This window comes from Nocardioides sp. Kera G14 (genome assembly GCF_020715565.1).
Lineage (GTDB): Bacteria > Actinomycetota > Actinomycetes > Propionibacteriales > Nocardioidaceae > Nocardioides.
The window spans coordinates 2489991-2515165 of sequence record NZ_CP085839.1; the positions used below are offsets into that span (position 1 = coordinate 2489991).

The following is a 25175-nucleotide window of genomic DNA, read 5'->3' on the forward strand; positions in this document are numbered from 1 at the left end:
TCGTTCCCCAACCATTAGGTTGGGCCGCGTGAGTGACCCGATCAGTGCTGCGAGCTGGATCTACGCCGACGAGTTCGTCCCCGAGGACGAGGTCCTCGCGGCCGCGCGCGAGCGGGCTGCGGCGGTCGGCATCACGCCGGTGAGCCCCGGCGTGGGTGGCGCACTGCGCTTCCTCGCCTCTGTCCTCGATGCCCGCGCGGTCGTCGAGGTCGGCACGGGGACCGGCGTCTCCGGGCTCTGGCTGCTGCGTGGCATGCGGGCCGACGGCGTACTCACGTCGATCGACATCGAGGCCGAGAGCCAGCGCCTGGCCCGGCAGACGTTCACCGACGCCGGCATCCCGGCGCAGCGCGCCCGCACGATCAGCGGCGCCGCCCTCGACGTGCTCACCCGACTGACCGACGGCCACTACGACCTGATGTTCGTCGACGCCGACATCGAGGAGGCCGACGCCTGCCTCACCGAGGCGCTCCGACTCCTCCGCCCCGGTGGGGTGGTGGCCTTCGACAACGCGCTCTGGGGTGGTCGGGTCCCGGACCCGTCACAGCGCGACAGCGAGACGGCCGCCGTGCGTGAGCTCGGCCGCACGATCGCGGCGCACGAGGGCCTCGTCCCACTCCTGCTCCCCATCGGCGACGGGCTCCTGCTGGGCAAGAAGGAGTGGACGGCAGACTAGGGCCATGCCCACGCTCGACCTGACCAGTGACGTCGTCACGCTCACCCGGTCGCTCGTCGACATCGAGTCCGTCAGTCGTGACGAGGCGGCGATCACCGACGCGGTCGAGTCCGCCCTGCAGGCTCTGCCCCACCTGACCGTCACGCGGGTGGGCAACACACTCGTCGCGCGGACCGGGCTCGGCCGTGACGAGCGGGTCCTCATCGCCGGCCACCTCGACACCGTGCCGGTCAACGACAACCTGCCGTCCCGCCTCGAGGACGGCGTGCTGCACGGGCTCGGCAGCTGCGACATGAAGGGTGGCGACGCGGTCATCCTCCGACTCGCCGCGACTCTGCCGGAGCCCAACCGTGACCTCACCTTCGTGCTCTACGAGTGCGAGGAGATCGAGGCCGAGCTCAACGGTCTCAACCGGCTGACCCAGTCACATCCCGACCTGCTGGCCGCCGACTTCGCCATCCTGATGGAGCCGTCCAACGCCGGTGTCGAGGCCGGTTGCCAGGGCACGCTCCGGGTCGAGGTGCGCACGACCGGTGAGCGTGCCCACAGTGCCCGCAGCTGGGCGGGAAGCAACGCGATCCACGCCGCCGCCGACATCCTGACGCGGCTCGAGGGCTACGAGGCACGACAGCCCGTCATCGACGGGCTGACCTATCACGAGGGCCTCAACGCGGTCTTCATCAGCGGCGGGGTCGCGGGCAACGTCATCCCGGACGAGTGCGTCGTCACGGTCAACCATCGCTTCGCCCCCGACCGCTCCGAGGCCGAGGCCCTGGCCTTCGTCGAGCAGTTCTTCGCGCCGTACGACGTCGTGGTGACCGACTCGGCACCGGGAGCCCTTCCCGGGCTCGACCGGCCGGCCGCCAGGGCGTTCATCGAGGCGGTGGGCGGGACCGTCGCGCCGAAGTTCGGCTGGACCGACGTCGCCCGTTTCACGACTCTCGGGATCCCTGCGGTGAACTTCGGGCCGGGTGACCCGATGCTCGCCCACAAGGCTGACGAGTCGGTGCCGGTCGCCCAGATCGAGCACTGTGAGCGCGCCCTCGTGGCGTGGTTGGGAGAGAGCTCATGAGGAGCAGCTTCAACGGACCGCGGATCAGCGAGCGCCGGCCGGGCACGACCGCCGACGAGCGCCTGCTCGAGAGCCGTGGGCCGGCCGGCTGGCACCACACCGATGCCTGGCGGGTGATGAAGATCCAGGCGGAGTTCATCGAGGCCTTCGACGAGCTCGCCGAGCTCGGTCCGGCCATCTCCGTCTTCGGCTCGGCGCGCACTCCGGCCGACCACCCGCACTACGAGCTGGGCATCCGTGTCGGCGAGGCGCTGACCGAGGCGGGCTTCACCGTCATCACCGGCGGCGGACCCGGCGCGATGGAGGCGGCGAACCGGGGCGCGCGGGAGGCGGGCGGGCAGTCGATCGGCCTCGGCATCGAGCTGCCGTGGGAGGCCCGGCTGAACGAGTACGTCGACGTCGGCCTCAACTTCCGCTACTTCTTCGTGCGCAAGACGATGTTCGTGAAGTACTCGCAGGGCTACGTCGTCCTGCCCGGCGGCGTCGGCACCCTCGACGAGCTCTTCGAGGCGTTGACGCTCGCCCAGACGCAGAAGATCACCAGCTTCCCCGTCGTGCTCATGGGCGTCTCGGCGTGGCAGGGCCTGATCGACTGGATGCGTGAGTCCATGCTGGCCGACGGCCGGATCAACCAGAGCGACCTCGACCGGATCGTCCTCACCGACGACGTCGACGAGATGGTTTCGCTCATGGTCGCCGCCCGCGACAGCGAGGACTGATCGCGATGATGTGGGTCTTCGCCATCGTCGTGGTGCTGATCATGGGTGGAGTCGCCGTGGTGGCAGCCGGCCGCGGAGAGGGCTTGTCGCCGACGTACGACGACCGGCGGGACGTCCTCGTTCCGACCGACCGACGCCTCGAGGCACGGGATCTGCGACGCATCCGGTTCACCGTCGGGCTGGTCGGCTACCGGGCCTCGGAGGTCGACGCGCTGATCGCCCGGCTGGCCGACGAGCTGGATGCGCGCCAGAGACCTGACGCCGCTGCGCCGTCGCCGGCGCCTGCGGATGAGGCGACCGGGTCGACCGCCGACTAGCATCTCCCCCCGTTGTGCCCGACCTCACCGTTGCCCTGACCGTCACCCTCGTCCTCAGCCTCCTCGCAGGCGTGGTCGTGGTGCTGACCCGACTCCGGCTGCGGGCGAGCCACCCGGGCCTCACGCTGGCGCTGCACACGCTGCTCGGAGGCGTCGGCCTGGTGCTGTGGCTCCTCTTCCTGCTCTCCGACACGGACGCTGACTGGCGCTCGCTGGTCGGTGTCCTCGGGCTCGGCTGCTGGTGGGTGGTGGCGATCTGCGGCCTGGTGATCCTCGTGCGATGGAAGCCGAGTCGCGCCCGCGGCAAGCGCGCTGCACGGGTGGCGACGGCCGCGGACAGCTGGTCCAGGACACCGTGGCTCTCGCTGTGGGGCCACGTCGGCCTCTTCCTCGGCGTCGCGTGGTTCACCTTCGCCTATGTGACCAGCCAGGTCTGACGACCTCCACGCATCGGGCAGGATCGGTTCCATGAGGTCACTCGGGATCGCACTGTTGCTCCTCGGACTGCTCGTCGTGCCGGGCGTCGCGCCTGCGCAGGCCACGACCGCGCAGGTCGAGGTGATCGGCCACTCGGTCGAGGGCCGGCCCCTCCGCGCGATCCATCTGGGCGGCTCGCCCGGCTCCGGTCCGACCGTCGTGCTGGTGGCGGCCATGCACGGCGACGAGACGGCTCCGACGCGGATCCTGGCCTCCTTGCGCAGGGGCGGGGCGATCACCGGTGCCGACGTCTGGATCGTCCCGACCCTCAACCCGGACGGCCGTGCGAGGCATCGGCGCTGGAACGCCCACGGCGTCGACCTCAACCGCAACTACCCGGCGTCGTGGCGTCGGATGACGGGGCGTTACAACTCGGGCTCGCGCGCAGGATCGGAGCCGGAGACGCAGGCGATGATGGCCTTCCTGCGGCGGGTGCGTCCCGACGCCGTCGTGAGCTTCCACCAGCCGCTGGACGGGGTCGACCGGCTCACCAAGTCCCAGGCACTCGCCAAGCGCCTGGCCCGAGCGCTCGGACTCAAGCGGAAGACGTTCAGCTGCCACGGCGGCTGTCACGGCAACCTCACGCAGTGGTTCAACGCGTCGTTCCCCGGCACAGCCGTCACGGTCGAGCTCGGCGCGCACCCGACGACGCGCTACCTGACGAAGGTCGCGCCCCGCGCACTGCTGGGTGTCTTCGGCGCCCGTCGCTGACCCAGCTTCCGGCATGTGGGATCATTGCAGTCCGAAGAACGTGTTCCACGAGTCGAGGAAGAGGTCGCAATGGCGGCGATGAAGCCCCGCACCGGTGACGGTGACATGGAAGTCACCAAGGAAGGCCGCGGATACGTCATGCGTATCCCTCTTGAGGGCGGCGGCCGGCTCGTGGTCGAGCTCAACGCCGACGAGGTCAACACCCTCGGCGATGCGCTCAAGGCTGTCCTTGGCTGACCTGCCCGCCCAGGTCTCTCCCCCGACCGTCACCCTCGACGGGCGTGACCCGCACCTCGCCGGTGCGGAGGTCGTCGCTCTCCCCGTGTTGGTCGAGGACGACTCCCTGATCCTCGGCCCCGGCTCCGCGTCGCTGGCTGACGAGATCGACCTGCTCGGCCTGCTCGAGTCGGAGCGGGCCACCGGCAGGGCCGGGGAGGTCGTCGTGCTGCCGGTGCCGGGCGGGACCGAGCTGAACCCGGCGTTGCGCCGCGTGCTGCTCGTGGGTCTCGGCTCCGGGTCGGGCGACGACTTCCGTCGTGCCGGCGCCGCTCTCGCCCGGGCGGTGCGGGACCGGGAGAGCGTCGCCACGACCATCCCGTCGGTCGACCCGACCGTCGGCCTCGAGCCGTTCATCGTCGGCGCGGTGCTCGCGTCGTTCTCGTTCGACTGGCGCGCGGCCGGCCCTGCGACCGCCCCGGTGGGCAGCATCGTCCTGGCCGAGTTGGGGCCGACGTACGCCGACCTGCGGGATCGTGCCGTGGCGATCGCCGCCGCCGGATGGCAGGCCCGCTTCTTGGCGACGGTGCCCTCCAACCTGAAGTCCCCGCGCTGGCTCGCCGAGCAGGCGAAGGCGGTGGCCAAGGCCTCGGGCCTCGAGATCAAGGTCTGGGACGAGAAGGCGCTGACCCGCGAGGGCTTCGGCGGGATCCTGGGCGTGGGCAAGGGCTCAGCGAACCCACCGCGGTTCGTCCGACTCGACTACACGCCGGCGAAGACGACCCGTCGCACCCCGCAGATCGTCCTCGTGGGCAAGGGCATCACCTTCGACTCCGGCGGCTACAACCTCAAGCCCGGCGAGGGCATGTCCACGATGAAGCGCGACATGACCGGCGCCGGCGTCGTGCTCTCCGTGATGGGCGCGCTCCGCGACCTCGACGTGCCGGTCAAGGTCACCGGCCTCCTCTGCCTCGCCGAGAACATGGTCTCCGGCAGCGCGATGCGACCCGGCGACGTGCTGCGGCACTACCCCGGCGACGACTCCGCGCTCACGTCGGAGATCAACAACACCGACGCTGAGGGCCGGCTCGTCCTGGCCGACGGCCTGTCGTACGCCGTCCGCGAGATCAAGCCCGACGTGCTGGTCGATATCGCCACCCTCACCGGTGCGGTCAAGGTGGCGCTCGGTCAGCAGGTCGGTGGCCTCTACGCGACTGCTGATGCGCTCGCTGCGGGGCTGCGTGAGGCCGGTGCCGCGACCGGCGAGGCCTGGTGGCGACTCCCGCTGTCGGACCTCTACGAGGAGAAGCTCTCCTCCAAGGTCGCCGACCTCGACAACAGCGCCGGTGGCCCCGGCTCGATCACGGCTGCGCTCTTCCTGCAGCACTTCACGGGGGGCCTGCCCTGGGCGCACCTCGACATCGCCTCGACCGGCGACGCGCCGGCGGACCGCGAGGAGTGGACGCAGGGCCCCACCGGCTTCGGCGCCCGCACGCTGCTCACCTGGCTCGCCTCCGGCGCCCCGTCTGCCTGACCTGAGCCTGCAGCAAAGGGTCACCGTGACCCTTTGCGGGGAGAGTGATCTTTCAAAGCGTCACCCGTGGCGCAGAAGGTCACCGTGACCCTTTGCGAAGGGTCACGGTGACCGTTGCGTCAGGCCCTGGTGACGGAAACGGTGGCACTCTCGCCGTCGCCGACCATGACGGCCTCACCCTCGGCCGGGTCGGTGACGTCGTACGACGTCGCGAGGGTCTCGCGCGCGATCAGCTCGCCGTGCGTGGTGGCCGCCTCGCGGACCGCGCCACCGCCAGCGACGACGAGGCTGATCCGGTCGCTGACGTCGAGGCCGGCCTCCTTGCGGGCGTTCTGCACGGCGCGGATGAGGTCGCGGGCGAGACCCTCGGAGGCGAGCTCGGGCGTCACGACCGTGTCGAGCACGACGAAGCCACCGCCGGGCAGCATCGCCACCGCGGACTCGTCGGACTCCGCACCCGCGACCGTCTCAAGGGTGTACTCCCCCTCGACCAGCGCGAGGCCACCGGCGACGACCTCGCCTGAGGGTGAGACCGACCAGTCGCCGGACTTCGAGCCCTTGATCGCCAGCTGGACGTCCTTGCCCAGGCGCGGCCCGGCCGCACGGGCGTTGACGGTGAGCTTCTGCTCCACGCTGTAGGCCGCGGCCTCCGGCGCGTCGGCCGTGAGGACGCGGACCGACTTCACGTTGACCTCGTCGGCGACAAGCTCCTCGAAGCCCGCGAGCTCCGGACCGACCACCGTCAGGCCGCCGAGAGGAAGGCGGTTGCGCAGGCGGCGCGCCTTGCGCAGCGCCGACGTGGTCGAGCAGACGTCGCGGACCGCGTCCATCGCGGCGACCAGCGCATCGTCGGCCGGGAGCTCGTCGACGGTCGGCAGGTCCGCAAGGTGGACCGAGCGCTCGCCGGTGAGGCCTCGCCAGATCTCCTCGGAGACCAACGGGAGCAGCGGCGAGATCGTCCGCGTCGTCACCTCGAGCACGGTGTAGAGCGTGTTGAATGCGTCGCGGTCCTCGGACCAGAACCGGTCACGGGAGCGGCGGATGTACCAGTTGGTCAGCACGTCGATGAAGTCGCCGGTGACCTCGCACGCCTCGGCGATCGCGTAGCCGTCCATCGCGGTCGTGTAGGCACCGACGAACTCACGCGCCTTGGCGAGGATGTAGCGGTCAAGCGGGTCGGCCGAGTCGGTCGACCACTCGGCGTCGATCGAGGCGGCGTTGGCGTAGAGGCTGAAGAAGTACCAGCTGTTCCACAGCGGGATCATCACCTGGCGCACTGAGTCGCGGATCCCCTGCTCGGTGACGACCAGGTTGCCGCCCCGCAGGATCGGCGAGGCCATCAGGAACCAGCGCATCGCGTCGGCGCCGTCGCGGTCGAAGACCTCCGAGACGTCGGGGTAGTTGCGCAGCGACTTGGACATCTTCTGGCCATCGGAGCCGAGCACGATGCCGTGGCTGATGCAGGACTGGAAGGCCGGCTTGTCGAAGAGCGACGTCGCCAGGATGTGCAGCATGTAGAACCAGCCGCGGGTCTGGCCGATGTACTCGACGATGAAGTCGGCCGGGAAGTGCCCGCCGCGGCGAACGCCGCCGGCATCAAGTGTCCCGTGGAACCACTCCGCGTTCTCGAATGGGTAGTGGTTCTGCGCGAACGACATCGAGCCGGAGTCGAACCACACGTCGAGCACGTCGGCGACACGGCGCATCGTCGACTGGCCCGTGGGGTCATCGGGGTTCGGTCGGGTCAGGTCATCCACCCAGGGACGGTGCAGGTCAGGCTCCCCAGCCGCATTGAGTGGAAGCCGGCCGAAGTCGCGCTCGATCTCCTCGAAGGAGCCGTAGACGTCGATCCGCGGATAGTCCTCGTTGTCGGACTTCCACACCGGAACCGGCGAGCCCCAGAAGCGGTTGCGGGTGATCGACCAGTCACGGGCGTTCTCGAGCCACTTGCCGAACTGGCCGTCCTTGATGTGCTCGGGCGTCCACCGGATCTGCTGGTTGAGCTCGAGCATCCGCTCCTTGAACGCGGTGACCTCGACGAACCACGAACTCACGCCCTTGTAGATGAGCGGCTGGCGGCAGCGCCAGCAGTGCGGGTAGGAGTGCTCGTAGGACTCCTGGCGCACCAGAACCGTGCCGGCGGTGACAGGACCCGAGACGTTCTTCAGGTCCTGGATGATCGGCTTGTTGGCCTCGAAGACCAGCAGGCCCTTGTAGGCCTCGACCGGCGCGGTGAACTTCCCGTCCTTGCCGACCGGCATGACGGCCTCGATGCCCTCACGGTCGACGACCTCCTTGTCGATCTCACCGAAGGCGCCGGCGGAGTGGACCAGGCCGGAACCGGAGTCGGTCGTCACAGCGTCGCTGGCGGCGACGATCCGGAAGGCGTTGGCATGGCCCTCGTAGTAGGAGAACGGCGGCTCGTAGACGAGACCGACGAGGTCGGATCCCTTGCCCCGCCACGTGATCGTGGCCTCGTCCGCCTCGGGGAAGAGCTCGCGCTTGTACGCCGACAGCCGTGCAGCAGCGAAGAGATACCGCTCCGGCGACCCGGTCGGAACGTCGGACTCGACGACGACGTACTCGATCTCCTCGCCGACCATGATCGCGAGGTTGGCCGGCAGGGTCCACGGCGTCGTCGTCCAGATGACCGCCTTGACCCCCTCGAACGAGCCCGGCGTCGTGATTGAGAGGCCGACGGTGACGGCCGGGTCCTGGCGCATCTTGTAGACGTCGTCGTCCATGCGCAGCTCGTGGTTGGAGAGCGGCGTCTCGTCGTTCCAGCAGTAGGGCAGGACGCGGAAGCCCTCGTAGATCAGGCCCTTGTCGAAGAGCGACTTGAAGGCCCAGATCACCGACTCCATGTACTCCGGGTTGAGGGTCTTGTAGTCGTGCTCGAAGTCGACCCAGCGCGCCTGGCGGGTGACGTAGTCCTCCCAGACGTCGGCGTACTTCATCACCGAGGCGCGGCAGGCGTCGTTGAAGACGTCGATGCCCATCGCCTGGATCTCGTCGGTGGTGGTGATGCCGAGCTGCTTCATCGCCTCGAGCTCGGCGGGCAGGCCGTGGGTGTCCCAGCCGAAGCGGCGCTCGACCCGGCGGCCCTTCATCGTCTGGTAGCGCGGGACGATGTCCTTGACGTAACCGGTCAGGAGGTGGCCGTAGTGCGGCAGGCCGTTGGCGAACGGCGGGCCGTCGTAGAAGACGAACTCGTTGGCGCCGTTCTCCCCCGCCTCGCGTGCATCGATGGACGCCTGGAAGGTGTCGTCGTCCTTCCAGTAGGCCAGCACGCGCTCCTCGATCTCGGGGAACTTCGGACTCGCCGGAACGGCGCTCGTCGGGTCGGTGGTGACCTTGGGGTAGCGGCCTTCGGCCATGGGCTGGGTCTCCTGCGGTGGTCGGTACGTCGTCTCCGGGGACGACGTCTGCCGCGGTACCACCCCAGTTGGCTCCTCGAAGCCCACTCGTTGACTGCTGTGACGGGCTTACCCGCCGGGTTCTACTTGCCTCGACCTTCCGAGGCTTTCTTCCCGGAGCTCGCCGCTGATGACGGCTCGAACGCTGCTGTGGAAAAGTCTAGGCCATGAGCGAGCTGGCCACCTATCGGGAATACCTCGACCACTTCCGCTCGACGCTCGAGCGTCAGTGCGCGGGTCTCACCCCGGACCAGCTCGCCACCTGCTCCGTGCCGCCGAGTGACCTCAGCCTGCTCGGTCTGGTCCGCCACATGGCGCGGGTCGAGCACTACTGGTTCCGGATGGTCATCGACGAGCACCTCGACGAGGAGCGCCTCGACGATGACGACCCGACGGGTGGCTTCCACCGCATCGCGCCGAGGCAGGAGTCGGTCGAGGAGGCCTTCGCGCGCTGGCGCGCGTGGATCCAGTACGCCGACGGCGTGCTCGATGGCCTCACCGACGCGACCTTGGGTGAGCGGAGGACCGATCGCCACGGCGAGTCCTCCCCCCTCCGCGACGTCCTCGTCCACATGGTCGAGGAGTACGCCCGCCACTGTGGCCACGCCGATCTCCTCCGCGAAGTGATCGACGGCGCGACCGGCCTCTGACACTCCGATAAGGTCGGGCCACGTGACTCACGCAGTTAATCCACGCAGCGCCTGGGGCTTCGCCCTCGTGACGTACGTCGCCGACACCTCCTCGTCCGAGAGGCAGGTCCTCGACGCCTGGTTCCCCTCGCCGGCCCTCGGAGAGGCTCCGGACGGCGCCAAGCCTGCCCCTGAGCTGGCCGCGCTGGCCGGCACCGACCAGCTGCGCCGGGTCGAGAAGCAGGTCGAACTGGTCAGCATCGACCTCGACGTCGCGCCGACGACGACGCAGGACGTCTGGCTCCGCCTCCACCTGCTGTCGACGCGGCTGGCCGCGCCGCACACCCTCAATCTCGACGGGATCTTCGGTCTCCTCGCCAACGTCGCGTGGACCTCCGAGGGCCCGTGCGCCATCGAGGGCTTCGAGCTGACCCGCGCCCGGCTCCGTGGCGCCGGGCGGACGGTGGCGGTCTACGGCGTCGACAAGTTCCCGCGCATGGTGGACTACGTCCTCCCCGCCGGCGTACGCATCGCCGACGCCGACCGTGTGCGCCTCGGTGCGCACCTCGCCGAGGGCACCACGGTGATGCACGAGGGCTTCGTGAACTTCAATGCCGGCACCCTCGGCGCATCCATGGTCGAGGGCCGGATCAGCGCCGGCGTCGTGGTCGGCAACGGCTCCGACGTCGGCGGCGGTGCCTCGATCATGGGCACCCTGTCCGGCGGCGGCAAGCAGACGATCTCCATCGGCGAGCGTTGCCTGCTGGGCGCCAACAGCGGCCTCGGCATCAGCCTCGGCAACGACGCGGTGGTCGAGGCGGGCACGTACATCACCGCCGGCACGAAGGTGACCATGCAGGACGGGACGACGAAGAAGGCGCTAGAGCTCTCCGGCGCCTCCAACATCCTCTTCCGTCGCAACTCGGTCACCGGCGCCATCGAGGCCGTTCCGTGGCAGGGCGAGGGCATCGTCCTCAATGAGGCCCTCCACGCCAACTAGGTGAAGCGCTTCCTCATCTCCGTCGTCGTGGTCGCCTTCCTGGCGGCCGCGGCGACGGTGGCGTGGCGGGAGTTCGGCGATCAGGCCGCCAAGCTGCTGCCCGACGAGTGCCTGGCCCAGGTCGACAACGGCACCAACGACCTCAAGGCGCGGGTCAATCCGGAGCAGGCGCGCAACGCGGCGCTCATCGCCTCGATCTCGATCAAGCGCGGCCTGCCGGCCCGGGCCGCCACGATCGCGCTCGCCACGGCCTACCAGGAGTCGAAGCTCTACAACATCGACTACGGCGACCGCGACTCCGTCGGTCTCTTCCAACAGCGCCCCTCGCAGGGCTGGGGCTCACGCACGCAGCTGCTCAACACGACGTACGCCACGAACGCGTTCTACGACGCGCTCATCAAGATCGACGGCTACGAGACGATGGAGATCACGGTCGCCGCCCAGAAGGTGCAGCGCAGCGCCTTCCCCGATGCGTACGCCGACCACGAGCCCGGTGCGCGGGCGCTGGCGTCCTCGCTCACCGGCCAGAGTGCTGCGGCCTTCTCATGCCGCTTCGGGTCGATCAAGGTGGGCACCGTCGGAACGGTCCGTGACCGGATCGTCAGCGCCTTCGGCGCCGCGGCCGGCACGCCGGTCATCACCGGCCACGCGATCACTGTGAGCCCCGGAAAGAGCACCACGGGATGGGCGATCGCGCAATGGGCGGTCGCCTACGCCAACCGTCTCGGTGTCGCCTCAGTCGCCTACGACGGCCATCGCTGGAGCGGCGACGAGGGCTGGAAGTCCTCCTCCACGGCCGGCGACCAGCTCGTGGTGACCGTCAAGCAGTCGGAGAAGTGACCTCAACCGCGAGGCGGGCCACGGCCGCCTCGACGCGCTCGTCGGTGGCGGTGAAGGCCACGCGGACGTGGTTCGCTCCGGCGACGCCGTAGAAGTCGCCCGGGGCGGCGAGGATGCCGCGCTCGGCGAGCCAGGCGACGGTGTCCCAGCAGTTCTCGCCGCGCGTCGCCCAGAGATAGAGCGAGGCCTCGGAGTGGTCGATCGTGAAGCCGGCAGCCTCGAACGCCGCCCGGAGCTTGAGCCGGCGGGCGGCGTAGACCTCCGCCTGGGCGGCCGCGTGCTCGTCGTCGTTGAGCGCCGCCACCATGGCGACCTGCTGCGGCATCGGCATCTGGAGGCCGAGGTTCTTGCGGACAGCGAGCAGCTCGCCGATCACGCGCGGATCGCCGGCGACGAAGGCGCAGCGGTAGCCGGCGAGGTTGGAGCGCTTCGAGAGCGAGTGGACGGCCAGGACGCCGTCGTAGGAGTCCCCGCAGATGTCGGGGTGGAGCACCGAGACGGGAGACGCGTCCCAGGCGCACTCGATGTAGCACTCGTCGGAGACGAGCAGCGTGCCGCGCTCGCGGCACCACTCCACGACCTTCTTGAGGTGCTCGGGCGGGAGCACCTTGCCGGTCGGGTTGGAGGGGCTGTTGATCCAGAGAATCTTCGGCACGGCCGGCCCCAGAGCGGTGAGCGAGTCACTCGCCATGCCGCGGGCGCCGACGAGTGCGGCGGACACCTCGTAGGTCGGGTATGCGAACTCGGGGTAGACCACCAGGTCACCCGGACCGACGCCGAGGTGCAGCGGCAGCGAGGCGATCAACTCCTTGGAGCCGATCACCGGCAGCACGGCATCGAGCGTCAGCGACGTGACGCCATGGTTGCGCGCGAGCCAGTCGATCGCCGCCTGCCGGACCTCGCGCGTGCCGATCGTCAGGGGATAGCCGGGCGAGTCAGCAGCCTCGATCAGGGCGGCCTGCACGACCGTCGGAGTCGGGTCGACGGGCGTCCCGACCGAGAGGTCGACGATGCCGCCCTCGTGGGAGCGGGCGGTGTCGGCGTACGACGTCAGCTTGTCCCACGGGAAGTCGGGCAGCTGACGGGAGACCTCGTACACGAGATCAGTGGTCGGTGTTCTGCGGCGGGAGGGCCGCGATGAACTCCTGGTCCTTGTCGATGACACCCATCTTGGTGGCGCCACCGGGCGAGCCGAGGTCGTCGAAGAACTTCACGTTCGCGTCGTAGTACTCCTTCCACTCCGACGGGGTGTCGTCCTCGTAGTAGATCGCCTCGACCGGGCAGACCGGCTCGCAGGCGCCACAGTCGACGCACTCGTCGGGGTGGATGTAGAGCATCCGCTTGCCCTCGTAGATGCAGTCGACGGGGCACTCGTCGACGCAGGCACGGTCCTTGACGTCCACACAGGGCTGGGCAATGACGTAGGTCATGGGCCTCAGCCTAGTCTGTCGCGGTGCCCTCCTCCGCCCTAGGTCCACATGTCGTAGGGACCCGCGTGGTGGTGCGCCGGATCGTCCCCGGGGAGACCGGCCCGACAGGTGGCCCGGCCTTCACCGACGTCCTCGGAGTCTGTACGTCGTGGAGTGACGGCGTCTGCGTCGTGCAGCCCTCTTCGGGCACGGCGGTGGAGATCCCGATCGAGCTGATCGTCTCCGGCAAGCCGGTCCCGCCGCGCCCCTCGATGAGGCTGCGCGTCTCGGCCCGCGAGGCGGAGAGCCATTCGGAGGCGATCTGGCCGGGCGTCGAGCGGGTGGCCCTGGGTGACTGGGAACTGCGCTCGGACCCACATCCCGTCGGCCGGCTGATCAAGCGCGCCAACTCGGTCCTCGCGATGGGGGATCCGGGCGTGCCGTTCGACGAGGCACTCGAGGGGTTGCGTGAGTTCTACGCGTCCCGTGAGCGACCCGTCATGGCCCAGGTCGAGGCCGACTCGTCCATCGAGTCCGCGCTCCGGGACGAAGGGTGGACGGAGCTCGAGCGCGGCGAGGCGCACTTCCAGCTCATCGCCCTCTCCCGACTGAGGCGGACCCTGAACCTCGGTGACTCAGAGTCACCAGGTGACTCTGAGTCACCGAGGTTCGAGGTTGCCGACGCCACTGTGACCGTCGAGCTCCCCCACGCCGGCGGCAGGGCCACGATTGACGGTGACTGGCTAGGCCTGCACGGCCTCCACGTCGACGAGACGGCCCGCCGCCAGGGACTCGCCCGGCGCGTCCTCCGCGAGCTGGTCGACTGGGGCGCCGAGCAGGGCGCCCTCACCGCGTGGCTCCACGTCGAGACCGACAACGCAGCGGCCCTCACGCTCTACGCGCGACTGGGCTTCGTCACGCACCACACCTGCCGCTACCTGGCGCCCGGCGGCTGATCAGTCCGGGGCGGAGACGGGGCCCTTGCAGGTCACCTGGTTCTGCGGGTTGTACGTCGTGTGGAAGTTCTCGGTCTTCACCACGGCCGCGCTGCCGACGTGGTGGAAGTAGCGCTTCACGTCGATCTGGAACCCGTTGGCTCCGCTGGTCGTCTCGCAGTTTCCGCTCGTGTCGGTGATCTTCTTGAACGGGGTCGATGCGTAGCGCGGGCCGGTCGAGGTGGTGATGTCCCAGATCTTCGTGGACCACATCGACACGGTGACGACGCCCTGGCTCGACGGGGTCGACGGCTTCACGGCGGCACGGACGAGGACGCCGTATTTGGTGTTGTTCTTGAACCTCAGGTCGACCGATCCCCAGGCCACCGTGGCCTCGCGGCCGATCGGGTAGCGCGAGATGTAGAGCGAGTGCGGCTTGTGTTCGACGTCCTGGAGGCCGGCGAAGAACATCGCGTTGAAGGTCGTCGTCGCCATCTGCGAGACACCTCCCCCGAGGTCGGACTTGAAGACGCCGTCCTGGATCGTCCAGCCCTCGGTGAAGCCGTTGGCCTTGGTGCGCTCGCCCACGATGCCGTTGAGGCTGAAGGTGTCACCCGGCTTGAGCACCGTGCCGTTGACGAGCTCCGCGGCCCGGCCGATGTTGATGTTGCGGTACTCGGCGTACGGGAAATAGGTCGTGAAGGTCGAGATCTTCTCCTTGATCCCCCACGACGTGGCCTCGGCGGTCGAGATCTTCGGCTCCGCCACCTTGGACGTGATCGTGCCGGTGCGCTGACCGTCCGGCTTGGTGAGGAGGCTCTCGAAGATCTGCGCGGCCTGGGTCGGGTCGAAGCTGACACCCGGCTTCGCAGGTACGACGACGGGTTTGCCGTTCCTGATCGTGACGGTGGCGTCCTGCGGGGCGTCCTTGCGGCTCGCGGTGCCGGCGTTGATCAGCGCGGCGACCGCGGCCTTGTCGACCGCCGGGACGAGACTGCCGCCGGAGGGCTTGAGTGAGAGGGCGCCGGCGTACTGCGACGGCGAGAGCTGCACGGGCGACTTGCCGAACATCAGGGTCACGGGCGCGGCCATCGCGGGGTTGGCGAACGTCGTGACGGCCTGCTGGACATCCGTGGAGTCGATGTCGGGCACGTCGTCGACCAGCGGCAGCTCCGTCTTCACGTCGGCGTCGGCCGGCGAGGTGAGGGCGGTCTCGAGCCCCGAGCGCAGCGCCTCGGCCTCGACGCCCTTCCCCATGACTGCGTCCGTGACCTGCACACCGTCCTTGCCGAAGCTGACGGCCCCGTCCTTCTTCGGCGTGCCGACCTTGGCGTTGACCTGCGCGACGGTCTTGGCGAACTTCGCGTCGTCGACGGTGACGACGGGATCCACGTCGTAGCCGCCGGTGTAGTGGTTCCAGAGGTCGCGGGGGTTCCAGCTGTTGCTGGTCGTCGCCTTGTCCACCGTGGCGTCGATGTCGAGGGCCATGCCGGCCTTGGAGGGCGTGACCTGGACGGTCTGGTCCCCGACGGTGACCGGGATCGCGTCCTTCTCGCGGGCGCCGATCTGCTTCGTCAACTTCTGCCTGGCCGACTCCGGCGACAGGTTGCCGATGTTGACGCCCGCGACCGTCGTGTTGCGCGGTATCCTGTCACCGGCGAAGGCATACGCGGCCACCCAAGCGCCACCCACGATGACGGCCAGCCCCACGAGGATGGCGAGGAACGCTCCGAAACCCGACCGCTGCCGCCGGGGCTTCTCGCCGTCATCGGTGATCGCCGGCCGCTCCGCCGTGTCGTCTGAGAAGAGGTCCCCCACGCCCGGGGACTTTACAGACCAGCGAAGAGATCCTCCTCGAACCCGCCGGGGCCGACCGGGCCCTTCGTCCCGACGGCGAGCCGGTAGCTCTCGATCGCGAAGGCCGAGCCGCCCTGGGCGTTCGCCATGGAGAAGAACGGCCCGTCGGCGGCGATCTGGGTCGCGTGGGCGTGCAGGGCGGCGATCTTCTGGTCGAAGTAGTCGGTGCCGTCGATCTGGGCCGCGATCGCGTCGTCCTCGACCGCGAAGAAGGGCGGCGGGCCGTCGAGGTCGATGTCGCCGAAGGGCGACTCGTGACCGGCCTCCCGCATGAGCCTCATGCCCTCGCGCATCGCCGACCAGGACATCGCGGACCAGTAGATCTTGGAGATCACCCACGGCTCACCGAGATCGAGCTTGTAGGACGGCACGCCGGCCAGCTGCGAGGCGTACATCGCCACGCGGTGGGCCTGGATGTGGTCGGGGTGGCCGTACCCGCCGAACTGGTCGTAGGTGACGAGCACCTGCGGCCTGACCTCCCGGATGATCTCGACGAGCTTGTCGGCGGCCTCGGTGAGGTCGGCCTTCGAGAAGGCGTTGTCGGGTGAGTCCGAGCCGGCGATGGCGTGGCCGTCCGGGTGCCACTCCATGCCTGAGTCGCTGTAGGTGCCGAAGCCGCCGAGGAAGCGGTGGTCGGTGACGCCGAGGGCTTTCATGGCCTCTTCGAGCTCGCCCCGCCGGTGCTCACCGAGCGTGTCGTCGCGGTCCCACGCGAGGTGCTCGAGCTCGGGCACCAACACCTCGCCGCGCTCACCGGCGTTGCTGATCACGAGCGTCACGCCACGGCCCTCAGCGACGTATTTCGCCATCGTGGCGCCGTTCCCGATCGACTCGTCGTCGGGGTGGGCGTGCATGAGGAGCAGTCGCTGATCGGGGACGGTCACTCGTCAGAGTGTAGGTCGGGCCGCTTGATCCGCTTGGGTGCCGCGGGAAGCGTGAGCGGCGGCAGCGAGCTGGCCGGCGGGGCGGGCTCGTCCAGCCAGCCGTCGTACTCGTCGACGAGGAGCTCGAGGAGGAGCAGCGGCGCCTCGGAGGTCACGATCCACGGGTGGCCCTCGTCGTCGTCCTCACCCTGGAACCGCTCGCGCGCGAGGGACGCGTCCCAGCCGTCTCGGCGCAGCCGCGCCAGGACAGCCCGGGCGTCGTCCTCGTCGAAGAAGACCGCGCGGGGCTGAGAAGCAGGTTCCATAGGTGGTGAGATTAGCGACGTGGCACTGCACCTGAGTCGTGGCGACGAGCGAGCCGACGAGGTCGCGGCGCTCGCCTCGCACCTCGAGTCGCTCGGCGGCGGGCGGGTGGGCGTCGCCGGCGTGCTCAGTGATCTCGGTCAGAAGGCACGCCGCACACTCGCGCCCGGGCTGGCCGTCCGGCGAGCCTTCGTCTGGGACAAGCACGACCGCAGCGACCCGACCTGGTTCCCGCAGGGCGTCGCGCACTCCTGGCACACCGGCTACGCCGACAACGTGCTCGTCGTCTCCTGGTACTCGAACAAGGGCGAGGGCTCACGTGTCACGTTCCTCGATCTCAGGACCGGGCGCTACCGCCACGTCCTGCTGGTCGATGCGACCTCCCGCGGCCGGATGCGCCCGGTGATGGTCCACGCCGGCGGCCTGGTGTGGCACGGACGCTGGCTCCATGTCGCCGCCACCCGTCAGGGCTTCCTGACCTTCCGGGTCGACGACCTGATGCACGACCCGACCGAGGAGCTCGGCTACGCCTACGTGCTGCCGCTGCGCACGATCCACCAGGCGACGGCGGGCGAGCACGACGAGATGCTGCGCTACTCCTTCCTCTCCCTCGATCGCACCGACCGTGTGCCCGCCCTGGTCGTCGGCGAGTACGGCCGGCTCGGGAAGTCCACGCGGATCGCGCGCTTCGCCCTCGACGAGCAGACCGGCCTGTTGGTGCTCGGGCCTGACGGGCAGGCGCAGGCGATCGAGGTCGGCGAGGGCGTGCCGCAGATGCAGGGTGCGGTCGTCGTCGACGGCGTCTACTACGCGACCGTCTCGCACGGGAGGCGCACTCCCGGCGAGGTGGTCGTCGGACATCCGGGCGGCGGCTGGAAGTCGCTGCGCTGGTCCACCCCGCCCGGGCCGGAGGACCTCACCTACCACCCGCCCACGGGCCGGTTCTGGTCGGTCACCGAGCACCCGGGCAGGCGCTGGGTCTACGCGATGAAGCGCCGCTGGTTCCGCTGAGCCCTCAGACGCCGCGCGGAGTGCGGGCGAGCTGCCGGCTCTGCGCGACGAGACGCCCGGCCGAGTCCCAGATCTCGCAGTCCTCCTCGAACATCCCGCCGGCGAGGTTGCGCGAGGCGTGACGCAGCTTGAGCCACCCCGGCGCGGGCACGGCCCGGACGTGCACGGTCAGCTCGAGCGTGGGCGACCAGCCCGGCAGGCCGAGGTCGAAGGCGACCGGCGGGAGCAGGTCGCAGATCGTGATCAGGCTGAAGGCGTCCGGCTCGCGGCCGTCCCGGAAGCGGAACCAGCCGGCGATCTCGCCGCGCCCGCTGGGCTGGCCCATCGCCCAGCCCAGGCCGTCCTTGGGGAAGCGCATCTCGAACTTCTGGTACATCGGCGCTCGCTTCCGCATCTGCTCCCCGAGGTCGAGCGTCGACACGCACTCCTCGACGGGCGGAAGCTCCGGTTCGATCGCCGTGGTGCGGACCGACCCCTCGAAGGAGCCGAGGTCGGCGTACGTCGCCAGCGCGGACAGCCGCGTCCGGCCCTCCTGGACGAGGTCGGCCGCGACGACGGCCAGCGAGCCGCCGTCGCGCTTGATCTCGGTGTGGACCTCGGCGGGGCCGGGCGTGCCCGGGCCCAGGTAGAAGGCGCTGACGGTGATCGGGTCGGGCTTGGCCGGCACGACGGTCCGGATCGCGCTGCCGACGACGCCCAACAGGTAGCCGCCGTTGAGGCCGCCGCCGACGGTCCAGCGCTCGTCGAGCGTCGCTGCGAGTCGCGTCGGGTCGTTCGTGGGAGTGACTGCGATGTCGTCGTCGTACTGCGCCATGGGCCCTAACCTACTCATCGGTAACATGCCCGCCGTAGCCGGATCCGCCACACTGCTGCCATGGGTGCACCCGAGGAGCGCAGACCGGAGTCGGTCTACGGACATGGTCGCGAGCCGGACCCGCGCTTCAGCCTCGCCAACGAGCGGACCTTCCTCGCGTGGATCCGGACCAGCCTCGGCCTGATCGCCGGCGCGGTGGCGCTGCACTCCCTCAAGGTGCCCGACACCGCCTGGGTCCGGAAGGTCCTCGTCGTCCTCGTACTGGCGGCCGGCGGCGCCGCGGCGCTCAACGCGGCGCGACGGTGGGCAGCGACCGAACGGGCCATGCGCCTCGGCCTACCGCTCCCCGGCTTCGGTGAGACCCGGGTGATCGCCGTGGGCGTGGCCGTTCTCGCCATGGTGCTGGCATTAGCCTTCGTCCTGCTATGAATCTCCCCATGTGGATCGAGGAGGAGCCGTTCGTCCTTCTCATCGAGGACGACCCCGGTGACGCCCTGCTGGTCGAGGAACTGGTGGCCGACTGCCGCCCCTCGATGAGCCTCGCCTGGGCCCGGTCCATGGCGGACGCCGAGAAGGCCGTGGCGTCCCGACGACCCGACTGCATCCTGCTCGACCTCCATCTGTCCGACTCGTCCGGTATGGGCGCGCTGGCACGGATCCAGGTCCTCGCCCACGGTGTCCCCGTGGTGGTCCTCACCGGGCTCGCCGAGGAGTCGACCGGGTTCGCCGCGGTCGCCGCCGGCGCCCAGGACTACCTGGTCAAGGGACGCGTCGATCCCGAGTCCCTCGGTCGAGCAGTCCGCTATGCGACCCAGCGCAAGCAGAGCGAGCTGGCGACGGTCGCCCTGCGCGCCAGCGAGCTCCAGGCCCGGGAGAACGCCCGCCTCGAGCGCGGGCTGTTGCCCACGCCGCTGTTGGCCGAGGGCAGCGCGATGAGCGTCACGAGCCGCTACCGCCCCGGTCGCGCCCAGGCCCTGCTGGGCGGCGACTTCTACGACGTCGTCGAGCGGCCCGACGGCACCATCGAGGCACTCATCGGTGATGTCTCGGGCCACGGGCCGGACGAGGCCGCGCTCGGCGTGGCCCTCCGGATCGCTTGGCGCACCCTGATCCTCAGCGGCGTCGAGGGCGTCGAGACCCTCCGGCAGCTCGAGCAGATCCTCGCCGCCGAGCGCGCCCAGGAGCACATCTTCGCCACGCTGACCCACGTCTCACTGCTGGCCGACCGCCGGCGGGTCCGGGTGTTGCGCGCCGGCCACCCGGGGCTCTTCGTCCGCACCGGCCGGTCCGTCGAACTGATCGAGGTGCCGGGCGGCCCGGCGCTCGGCGTGCTCCACGACGCGACCTGGCCGGTCCACGAGCTGACCCTCCCTGAGGACGGCGAGCTCCTCCTCGTCACCGACGGCCTGCTCGAGGGCCGGATCAGTGACGACAACGGAGAGCGACTGGGCGAGGAGGGCCTCCTGACGGTCGCTCGCGAGCTCGAAGGAGCGGATCCTGAGGAGTTCGTCGACGCGCTGATCGCCCGGACCCAGGAGCTCTCGGAGCCGTACGGCGGCCTGGACGACGACCTCGCCGTCGTCCACCTGACCTGGCGGGATCGATGACGTCCACCACCGACGCCGCTCGTCCGGTGCTGGCGCGCAGCGGGCGCCGCGGACTGACCGTCCAGGGCACCCTCCTGCTCGTCCTCGGGCTGCTCGCGGCGATCGTCGTGATCGGCGCCGTCCTCGCCGCGACGCTGCTCGCGCAGACCAACCGCTCGTCGGACCGCGTCATCGAGAAGGTCCAGCCGGCACAGCTCGACGCCCTCAAACTCCAGGCCGCCCTGATCAACCAGGAGACCGGTCTCCGGGGCTACGCGATGACGGCGGATCCCCAGTTCCTCCAGCCCTACACGGACGGCAAGAAGAGCGAGGCGAGCGCCGCCGCCGAGATCAGGCGACTGCTGCCGCACGAGGAGAAGGTCCTCGCGGACCTCTCCGCCATCGAGAAGGCCGCGGACTCCTGGCGCGTCACCTACGCGGAACCGCTTGTCGGCTCCGTCCTCCCCGGCAATCCCCGGCCGGTGGACCGACGCTCGGCCCTCGAGGCGCGCAATGCCTTCGACAACATCCGCTCACTCTTCGCCAAGCAGAGCTCGGATCTCGTCGCCAGCCAGAAGGTTGCGCTCGACTCGGTCCACGACACGCGCGAGAAGCGTCAGTGGGTGCTGATCGCGCTGATCGCCGCGCTCTTCGCCGTCGGCCTGGTCGTGACGCTCCTGATGCGGGCCCTCGTGGTGCGTCCGCTGGACCAGGTACGGAACTCGTCGCGTCGGATCGCGGACGGGGACTTCGACCACCAGATCTCCGGGACGGGACCGGTGGACATCCGCGCGATGGCGGACGACGTCGAGGCGATGCGGCGCCGGATCGTGGCCGAACTGACCGCGGCCCGGGAGGCCGAGCGGCACCTGGCCGAGCAGGCGGCCAGCCTGGATGCCCAGGCGCTGGAGCTGCGTCGTTCGAACGCCGAGCTCGAGCAGTTCGCCTATGTCGCCTCGCACGACCTGCAGGAGCCGCTGCGGAAGATCGCCTCGTTCTGCCAGCTCCTCGAGAAGAGGTACTCCGACAACCTCGACGAGCGCGGCAAGCAGTACATCGACTTCGTGGTCGACGGCGCCAAGCGGATGCAGGTGCTCATCACCGACCTGCTCACCTTCTCCCGCGTCGGACGCACGACCGAGCACAAGCGCGACATCTCCCTGGACGTCCAGCTCGACAAGGCGCTGGAGAACCTCGACTCCCTCGTCGAGGAGTCCGGCGCCCGGATCGAGCGGCCCGCGGAACTGCCCCACCTCCCCGGGGACCCGACGTTGATGATCATGTTGTGGCAGAACCTCATCGGCAACGCGATCAAGTTCGCCGCACCCGCCACCGCGCCGGTGATCACCGTGACCTGCGAGCCCGACCCCGAGGCCGAACCCGAGGGCGGTTGGCAGTTCTCCGTCACGGACAACGGCATCGGCATCCCACCGGAGTTCGCCGACAAGGTCTTCGTGATCTTCCAGCGACTGCACAGCCGCGAGGCCTACGCCGGCACCGGAATCGGCCTCGCGCTGTGCCGCAAGATCGTCGATCACCACGGCGGACGGATCTGGGTCGACACCGAATACGCGGGCGGCACCCGTATGTGTTTCACCCTTCCTGCACACTTCCATGAGCAACCACCTGTCATCACAGCGGAAGGAGGCGACGCATGAGCGCCGCCGGTGCCCCCATCGAGGTCCTGCTCGTCGAGGACGACCCGGGGGACGAGCTGATGACCCGTGAGGCCTTCGAGGACAACAAGATCGGCAACACCCTCAACGTCGCCCGGGACGGCGAGGAGGCACTCGACTTCCTCTACCGCCGTGGTGAGCACACCGACGCGCCCCGCCCCGACCTGGTCCTGCTCGACCTGAACCTGCCCAAGTACGACGGGCGCGAGGTGCTGCAGGTGATCAAGTCCGACCCCGAGCTCTCCTCCATCCCCGTCGTGGTCCTCACCACCTCGTCCTCGGAGGAGGACATCCTGCGCAGCTACAAGCTCCACGCGAACGCCTACGTCACCAAGCCGGTCGACCTGGAGCAGTTCATCGCCGCCGTGCGGCAGATCGACGAGTTCTTCGTCACCGTGGTGCGCCTGCCCAACCGACTCTGAGACACCCCTAGGCTCTGCGCATGAGCGCAGCGCTGCAGCCGGGAACGGGGCCGATCACGGCGTCGACGTACCTCCCGTCGGGACTCGAGACGAGCCTGTGGGGACGGCTGCCGTGCGAGGCCGACGCCCCTGTCCTCACCGTGGATCCGGGCACGCAGGTCACCGTCGACACGCTCAGCCACGAGGGGATCCTCGAGGACCAGGGACGTGACCCCGAGGCGTTCTTCGGCGGCCACGGTGCGACCGAAGTGCTGACCGACGCGATCGAGCTGGCCCGCAGCGACTACCCGCGGACCTTCGGAGTCGATGGGCCCCACGTCGTCAGCCGCCCGATCGCCGTCTCCGGTGCGCGGGTGGGCGACCTCCTGGCGATCACTGTCGACGACACGCAGCCGCGGGTGCCGTACGGCGTCATCTCCAACCGCCACGGACGCGGTGCCCTCCCCGACACCTACCCACTCGACGGCGCCCAGGTCTTCAGCGCCTTCGCCACCGTGAGCGTGGACGGTGTGCACGGACTCCTCCCCCGCAACCTCGACCAGACGAGCGTCGAGGAGTCGTTCGTGAAGTTCGAGCTCGCGCCGTTCCTCGGAATCATGGGCGTCGCCGTGCCGGGCAGCGACCGGCCGCACTCGGTGCCTCCGGGGCCGCACGGCGGCAACATCGACATCCGGCTGCTCACCACCGGGTCGACCCTCTACCTACCCGTGCAGGTGCCGAACGCCCTTGCCTACGTGGGCGATCCGCACTTCGCGCAGGGTGACGGCGAGGTCAGCCTGACCGCGATGGAGGCGTCGCTGAGGGCCACCATCACTCTCGACGTGGTCCCCCGCGAAGACGCACTGGCCCGGTTCGGGGAGGTCACCGGTCCGCTCGCCGAGACCAGCGAGTTCCTCGTCCCGACCGGGCTCGACGAGGACCTCGACGAGGCGATGCGCAACGCCGTCCGTGCCGCGATCGCCCTCATCCAGGCACGCTTCGGGATGGACCAGCGCCTCGCCTACGCCTACCTCTCGGCCGCGACCGACTTCCGGATCAGCCAGGTCGTCGACGTGGTGAAGGGCGTGCACGCCACGATCAGGAAGAGTGACTTCGAGTGACCGAACAGAACCTCACCCAGGCGTTCTGGGCCTACGAGAAGGCGCTCATGGCCAACGACGTGGCCGAGCTCGACCGGCTCTTCGCGCCCGGCCCGGCGACCCTGCGTGGTGATGCGAACGGCCTGCTCGTCGGCCACGACGCGATCAGCGCCTTCCGCAGCGGTCGCTCCGTCCCGACCGGCGGCGCGCCATGGCGCAGGATCGTGCAGACCCATGTGCAGGCGATCGACGCCGACCACGCCCTGATCGTGGCCATCACCGAGCTCGCCTCGGGCGGACGCGGGCAGCAGACCCAGCTGTGGGCGAAGGTCGAGGGCGATGCCGGCAAGGAGTGGAAGGTCACCGCGGCCCACGTGTCAGTGCCGGCACCCGCCCTCGACACGCGGGTCTGGCGCCTCGTGGGTGATCCCCTGGTCCCCGGTGACCCCGAGGGAGACCTCGCCGGTGAGACCGTCGCGGTCAAGGACCTCTTCGCCGTCGCCGGTCAGCTCGTCGGCGCCGGCAACCCCGAGTGGCTGCACCACGCCTCTCCCGAGACGGGCCATGCCTGGGCCGTGCAGCGCATCCTCGATGAGGGCGCGAGCATCCGCGGCATCGCGCGCACCGACGAGTTCGCCTACTCCCTCGCCGGGCAGAACGCCCACTACGGCACGCCGCCCAACCCCAAGGCGCCCTTCCGGATCAGCGGAGGCTCGTCCTCGGGCTCCGCGTCGGCCGTCAGCCTCGGCCACGCGACCATCGGCCTCGGCACCGACACCGGCGGCTCGATCCGCGTGCCGTCCGCCTACCAGGGCCTCTACGGCATCCGCACCACGCACGGCGCCGTGCCGGTCGACGGGCTGCTTCCGCTCGCCCCGACCTTCGACACGGTCGGCTGGATGACACGCACACCCGAGCTCCTGGCGAGTGTGGGCGAGGCACTGCTGCCCCCGCGTCCCCCGAGGGAGGAGCCCACGGCGATCCGGCGGCTCGTCGTCGTACCGGAGCTGCTGGAGCTGGCCGAGCCGCGGGTCGCCGACGCCATCCGCACCTGGCTCGCCGTCGTCACGGTCCCGACGAGCGAGGAGTCCTGGACTGCCGACGTCGAGTCGTGGCGGCAGACCTACGTGACCTTCCAGGCCCACCAGGCGTGGGACGTGCACCGGGCGTGGCTCGAGACCCGGCTCGACACACTCGGCGACGACGTACGTGGCCGCTTCGAGGCCGCGAGCAGGATCACCGACGACCAGGCCGAGCACGCCGCGGAAGCCGCGGACCAGGCCCGCGACGCGATCCGGAGCTTCGTCGGCGACCGTGTCCTCGTCCTGCCGAGCACGAGCTCGGTCGCTCCGTTCCCGACGGACGACGTCCAGGCCACGCGGGACGCGACCATGCGGCTCACCTCCATCGCGGGCCTCGGAGGCCTGCCTGCGGTCTCGATCCCGCTCACCACCGCCGACGGCCTGCCGTGCGGCGTCTGCCTCGTCGCAGCGCCCGGGCGCGACCGCGACCTGCTCGCCCTCGCGCTCCGTATCGCCGCCGCGAAGCACCGCTGAAACGAACGACACGTTTCTGAAACATCCGTTTCTTAT

General features: G+C 69.8%; 26 protein-coding genes. 19 read left to right on the forward strand and 7 right to left on the reverse strand.

The window, feature by feature from the left end; genetic code table 11:
- Positions 1 to 28 precede the first annotated feature (28 nt).
- The 8 genes from LH076_RS12225 (at position 29) to LH076_RS12260 (ending at position 5722) form a co-directional block, all read left to right on the forward strand.
- Entirely contained in the window at positions 29 to 676 is a 648-nt protein-coding gene (locus tag LH076_RS12225) for an O-methyltransferase (protein ID WP_227781002.1), read from the forward strand.
- 4 nt (positions 677 to 680) lie between these two features.
- A complete protein-coding gene (gene dapE, locus LH076_RS12230) occupies positions 681 to 1748 on the forward strand; it encodes a succinyl-diaminopimelate desuccinylase (protein WP_227781003.1) in 1068 nt (355 codons plus the stop codon).
- Entirely contained in the window at positions 1745 to 2467 is a 723-nt protein-coding gene (locus LH076_RS12235) for a TIGR00730 family Rossman fold protein (protein ID WP_227781004.1), read from the forward strand. The genes dapE and LH076_RS12235 overlap by 4 nt, the downstream gene beginning before the upstream one ends.
- 5 nt (positions 2468 to 2472) lie before the next feature.
- A complete protein-coding gene (locus LH076_RS12240) occupies positions 2473 to 2784 on the forward strand; it encodes a DivIVA domain-containing protein (RefSeq protein ID WP_227781005.1) in 312 nt (103 codons plus the stop codon).
- 14 nt (positions 2785 to 2798) lie between these two features.
- Positions 2799 to 3221, forward strand: a complete 423-nt coding sequence (locus LH076_RS12245) for a hypothetical protein (protein ID WP_227781006.1) — start codon at positions 2799 to 2801, stop codon at positions 3219 to 3221.
- A gap of 31 nt (positions 3222 to 3252) precedes the next feature.
- Positions 3253 to 3972: a M14 family zinc carboxypeptidase gene (locus LH076_RS12250; protein WP_227781007.1), complete on the forward strand. Its 720-nt coding sequence runs from the start codon at positions 3253 to 3255 to the stop codon at positions 3970 to 3972.
- Between the two features lie 69 nt (positions 3973 to 4041).
- Positions 4042 to 4209, forward strand: coding sequence for a DUF3117 domain-containing protein (locus LH076_RS12255; protein ID WP_227781008.1), 168 nt, complete (start codon positions 4042 to 4044; stop codon positions 4207 to 4209).
- A complete protein-coding gene (locus LH076_RS12260) occupies positions 4202 to 5722 on the forward strand; it encodes a leucyl aminopeptidase family protein (protein ID WP_227781010.1) in 1521 nt (506 codons plus the stop codon). The genes LH076_RS12255 and LH076_RS12260 overlap by 8 nt, the downstream gene beginning before the upstream one ends.
- Before the next feature lie 119 nt (positions 5723 to 5841).
- Here the strand turns inward: LH076_RS12260 and ileS are convergent, their stop codons facing one another.
- Complete coding sequence (gene ileS, locus LH076_RS12265; RefSeq protein WP_227781012.1) at positions 5842 to 9099, reverse strand: isoleucine--tRNA ligase; 3258 nt, start codon at positions 9097 to 9099, stop codon at positions 5842 to 5844.
- A gap of 206 nt (positions 9100 to 9305) precedes the next feature.
- Between ileS and LH076_RS12270 the strand changes: the two genes are divergently transcribed.
- Genes LH076_RS12270 through LH076_RS12280 form a run of 3 tightly spaced genes read left to right on the forward strand, consistent with a single transcriptional unit; the run spans position 9306 to position 11607 of the window.
- Entirely contained in the window at positions 9306 to 9788 is a 483-nt protein-coding gene (locus LH076_RS12270) for a DinB family protein (protein WP_227781013.1), read from the forward strand.
- Positions 9789 to 9810: 22 nt separating this feature from the next.
- Positions 9811 to 10767, forward strand: coding sequence for a 2,3,4,5-tetrahydropyridine-2,6-dicarboxylate N-succinyltransferase (gene dapD, locus LH076_RS12275; RefSeq protein WP_227781014.1), 957 nt, complete (start codon positions 9811 to 9813; stop codon positions 10765 to 10767).
- Positions 10768 to 11607 (forward strand): hypothetical protein, encoded by an 840-nt coding sequence (locus tag LH076_RS12280; RefSeq protein ID WP_227781015.1) that lies wholly within the window; start codon positions 10768 to 10770, stop codon positions 11605 to 11607.
- On the opposite strand, the gene dapC is transcribed toward LH076_RS12280, so the two are convergent.
- Both dapC and fdxA read right to left on the reverse strand, forming a co-directional pair.
- Positions 11588 to 12706, reverse strand: a complete 1119-nt coding sequence (gene dapC, locus LH076_RS12285; protein ID WP_227781016.1) for a succinyldiaminopimelate transaminase — start codon at positions 12704 to 12706, stop codon at positions 11588 to 11590. The two genes, LH076_RS12280 and dapC, sit on opposite strands and share 20 nt — an antisense overlap.
- A 4-nt stretch (positions 12707 to 12710) precedes the next feature.
- A complete protein-coding gene (gene fdxA, locus LH076_RS12290) occupies positions 12711 to 13037 on the reverse strand; it encodes a ferredoxin (protein WP_227781017.1) in 327 nt (108 codons plus the stop codon).
- 68 nt (positions 13038 to 13105) lie between these two features.
- Between fdxA and LH076_RS12295 the strand changes: the two genes are divergently transcribed.
- The gene (locus LH076_RS12295; RefSeq protein WP_227781019.1) at positions 13106 to 13972 is read left to right on the forward strand and encodes a GNAT family N-acetyltransferase; all 867 of its coding nucleotides are present in this window, start codon (positions 13106 to 13108) and stop codon (positions 13970 to 13972) included.
- Here the strand turns inward: LH076_RS12295 and LH076_RS12300 are convergent, their stop codons facing one another.
- Genes LH076_RS12300 through LH076_RS12310 form a run of 3 tightly spaced genes read right to left on the reverse strand, consistent with a single transcriptional unit; the run spans position 13973 to position 16997 of the window.
- Positions 13973 to 15769, reverse strand: a complete 1797-nt coding sequence (locus tag LH076_RS12300) for a VanW family protein (protein ID WP_227781020.1) — start codon at positions 15767 to 15769, stop codon at positions 13973 to 13975.
- An 11-nt stretch (positions 15770 to 15780) separates the two neighbouring features.
- Complete coding sequence (mshB, locus tag LH076_RS12305) at positions 15781 to 16692, reverse strand: N-acetyl-1-D-myo-inositol-2-amino-2-deoxy-alpha-D-glucopyranoside deacetylase (protein WP_227781021.1); 912 nt, start codon at positions 16690 to 16692, stop codon at positions 15781 to 15783.
- The gene (locus tag LH076_RS12310; protein WP_227781022.1) at positions 16689 to 16997 is read right to left on the reverse strand and encodes a hypothetical protein; all 309 of its coding nucleotides are present in this window, start codon (positions 16995 to 16997) and stop codon (positions 16689 to 16691) included. Before LH076_RS12310 ends, mshB begins: the two co-directional genes overlap by 4 nt.
- Positions 16998 to 17016: 19 nt before the next feature.
- On the opposite strand from LH076_RS12310, the gene LH076_RS12315 reads away from it, so the two are divergent.
- Positions 17017 to 18006 carry a hypothetical protein gene (locus tag LH076_RS12315; RefSeq protein WP_227781023.1) on the forward strand — a complete coding sequence of 330 codons (990 nt, stop codon included), beginning with the start codon at positions 17017 to 17019 and terminating at the stop codon, positions 18004 to 18006.
- 4 nt (positions 18007 to 18010) lie between these two features.
- Here the strand turns inward: LH076_RS12315 and LH076_RS12320 are convergent, their stop codons facing one another.
- On the reverse strand, positions 18011 to 18820 hold the full coding sequence (locus LH076_RS12320; RefSeq protein WP_227781024.1) for a thioesterase family protein: 810 nt from the start codon (positions 18818 to 18820) through the stop codon (positions 18011 to 18013).
- A 60-nt stretch (positions 18821 to 18880) separates the two neighbouring features.
- On the opposite strand from LH076_RS12320, the gene LH076_RS16945 reads away from it, so the two are divergent.
- Genes LH076_RS16945 through LH076_RS12350 form a run of 6 tightly spaced genes read left to right on the forward strand, consistent with a single transcriptional unit; the run spans position 18881 to position 25139 of the window.
- Positions 18881 to 19249: a YidH family protein gene (locus LH076_RS16945; protein WP_265333818.1), complete on the forward strand. Its 369-nt coding sequence runs from the start codon at positions 18881 to 18883 to the stop codon at positions 19247 to 19249.
- Positions 19250 to 19257: 8 nt separating this feature from the next.
- A complete protein-coding gene (locus LH076_RS12330; protein ID WP_227781025.1) occupies positions 19258 to 20427 on the forward strand; it encodes a PP2C family protein-serine/threonine phosphatase in 1170 nt (389 codons plus the stop codon).
- Positions 20424 to 22064, forward strand: a complete 1641-nt coding sequence (locus LH076_RS12335; RefSeq protein ID WP_227781026.1) for a sensor histidine kinase — start codon at positions 20424 to 20426, stop codon at positions 22062 to 22064. Before LH076_RS12330 ends, LH076_RS12335 begins: the two co-directional genes overlap by 4 nt.
- Positions 22061 to 22504, forward strand: coding sequence for a response regulator (locus tag LH076_RS12340; RefSeq protein ID WP_227781027.1), 444 nt, complete (start codon positions 22061 to 22063; stop codon positions 22502 to 22504). Before LH076_RS12335 ends, LH076_RS12340 begins: the two co-directional genes overlap by 4 nt.
- Before the next feature lie 20 nt (positions 22505 to 22524).
- On the forward strand, positions 22525 to 23604 hold the full coding sequence (locus tag LH076_RS12345; protein WP_227781028.1) for an acetamidase/formamidase family protein: 1080 nt from the start codon (positions 22525 to 22527) through the stop codon (positions 23602 to 23604).
- Positions 23601 to 25139 carry an AtzH-like domain-containing protein gene (locus LH076_RS12350; protein WP_227781029.1) on the forward strand — a complete coding sequence of 513 codons (1539 nt, stop codon included), beginning with the start codon at positions 23601 to 23603 and terminating at the stop codon, positions 25137 to 25139. The genes LH076_RS12345 and LH076_RS12350 overlap by 4 nt, the downstream gene beginning before the upstream one ends.
- Positions 25140 to 25175 lie beyond the last annotated feature (36 nt).

Excerpts from the sequence above, each read along its gene's own strand:
- dapE (WP_227781003.1), top strand. The coding sequence starts at position 681 with ATGCCCACGCTCGACCTGACCAGTGACGTCGTCACGCTCACCCGGTCG.
- LH076_RS12235 (WP_227781004.1), top strand. The coding sequence starts at position 1,745 with ATGAGGAGCAGCTTCAACGGACCGCGGATCAGCGAGCGCCGGCCGGGC.
- LH076_RS12240 (WP_227781005.1), top strand. The coding sequence starts at position 2,473 with ATGATGTGGGTCTTCGCCATCGTCGTGGTGCTGATCATGGGTGGAGTC.
- LH076_RS12250 (WP_227781007.1), top strand. The coding sequence starts at position 3,253 with ATGAGGTCACTCGGGATCGCACTGTTGCTCCTCGGACTGCTCGTCGTG.
- LH076_RS12255 (WP_227781008.1), top strand. The coding sequence starts at position 4,042 with ATGGCGGCGATGAAGCCCCGCACCGGTGACGGTGACATGGAAGTCACC.
- ileS (WP_227781012.1), bottom strand. The coding sequence starts at position 9,099 with ATGGCCGAAGGCCGCTACCCCAAGGTCACCACCGACCCGACGAGCGCC.
- LH076_RS12270 (WP_227781013.1), top strand. The coding sequence starts at position 9,306 with ATGAGCGAGCTGGCCACCTATCGGGAATACCTCGACCACTTCCGCTCG.
- fdxA (WP_227781017.1), bottom strand. The coding sequence starts at position 13,037 with ATGACCTACGTCATTGCCCAGCCCTGTGTGGACGTCAAGGACCGTGCC.
- LH076_RS12310 (WP_227781022.1), bottom strand. The coding sequence starts at position 16,997 with ATGGAACCTGCTTCTCAGCCCCGCGCGGTCTTCTTCGACGAGGACGAC.
- LH076_RS12320 (WP_227781024.1), bottom strand. The coding sequence starts at position 18,820 with ATGGCGCAGTACGACGACGACATCGCAGTCACTCCCACGAACGACCCG.
- LH076_RS16945 (WP_265333818.1), top strand. The coding sequence starts at position 18,881 with ATGGGTGCACCCGAGGAGCGCAGACCGGAGTCGGTCTACGGACATGGT.
- LH076_RS12330 (WP_227781025.1), top strand. The coding sequence starts at position 19,258 with ATGTGGATCGAGGAGGAGCCGTTCGTCCTTCTCATCGAGGACGACCCC.
- LH076_RS12335 (WP_227781026.1), top strand. The coding sequence starts at position 20,424 with ATGACGTCCACCACCGACGCCGCTCGTCCGGTGCTGGCGCGCAGCGGG.
- LH076_RS12340 (WP_227781027.1), top strand. The coding sequence starts at position 22,061 with ATGAGCGCCGCCGGTGCCCCCATCGAGGTCCTGCTCGTCGAGGACGAC.
- LH076_RS12345 (WP_227781028.1), top strand. The coding sequence starts at position 22,525 with ATGAGCGCAGCGCTGCAGCCGGGAACGGGGCCGATCACGGCGTCGACG.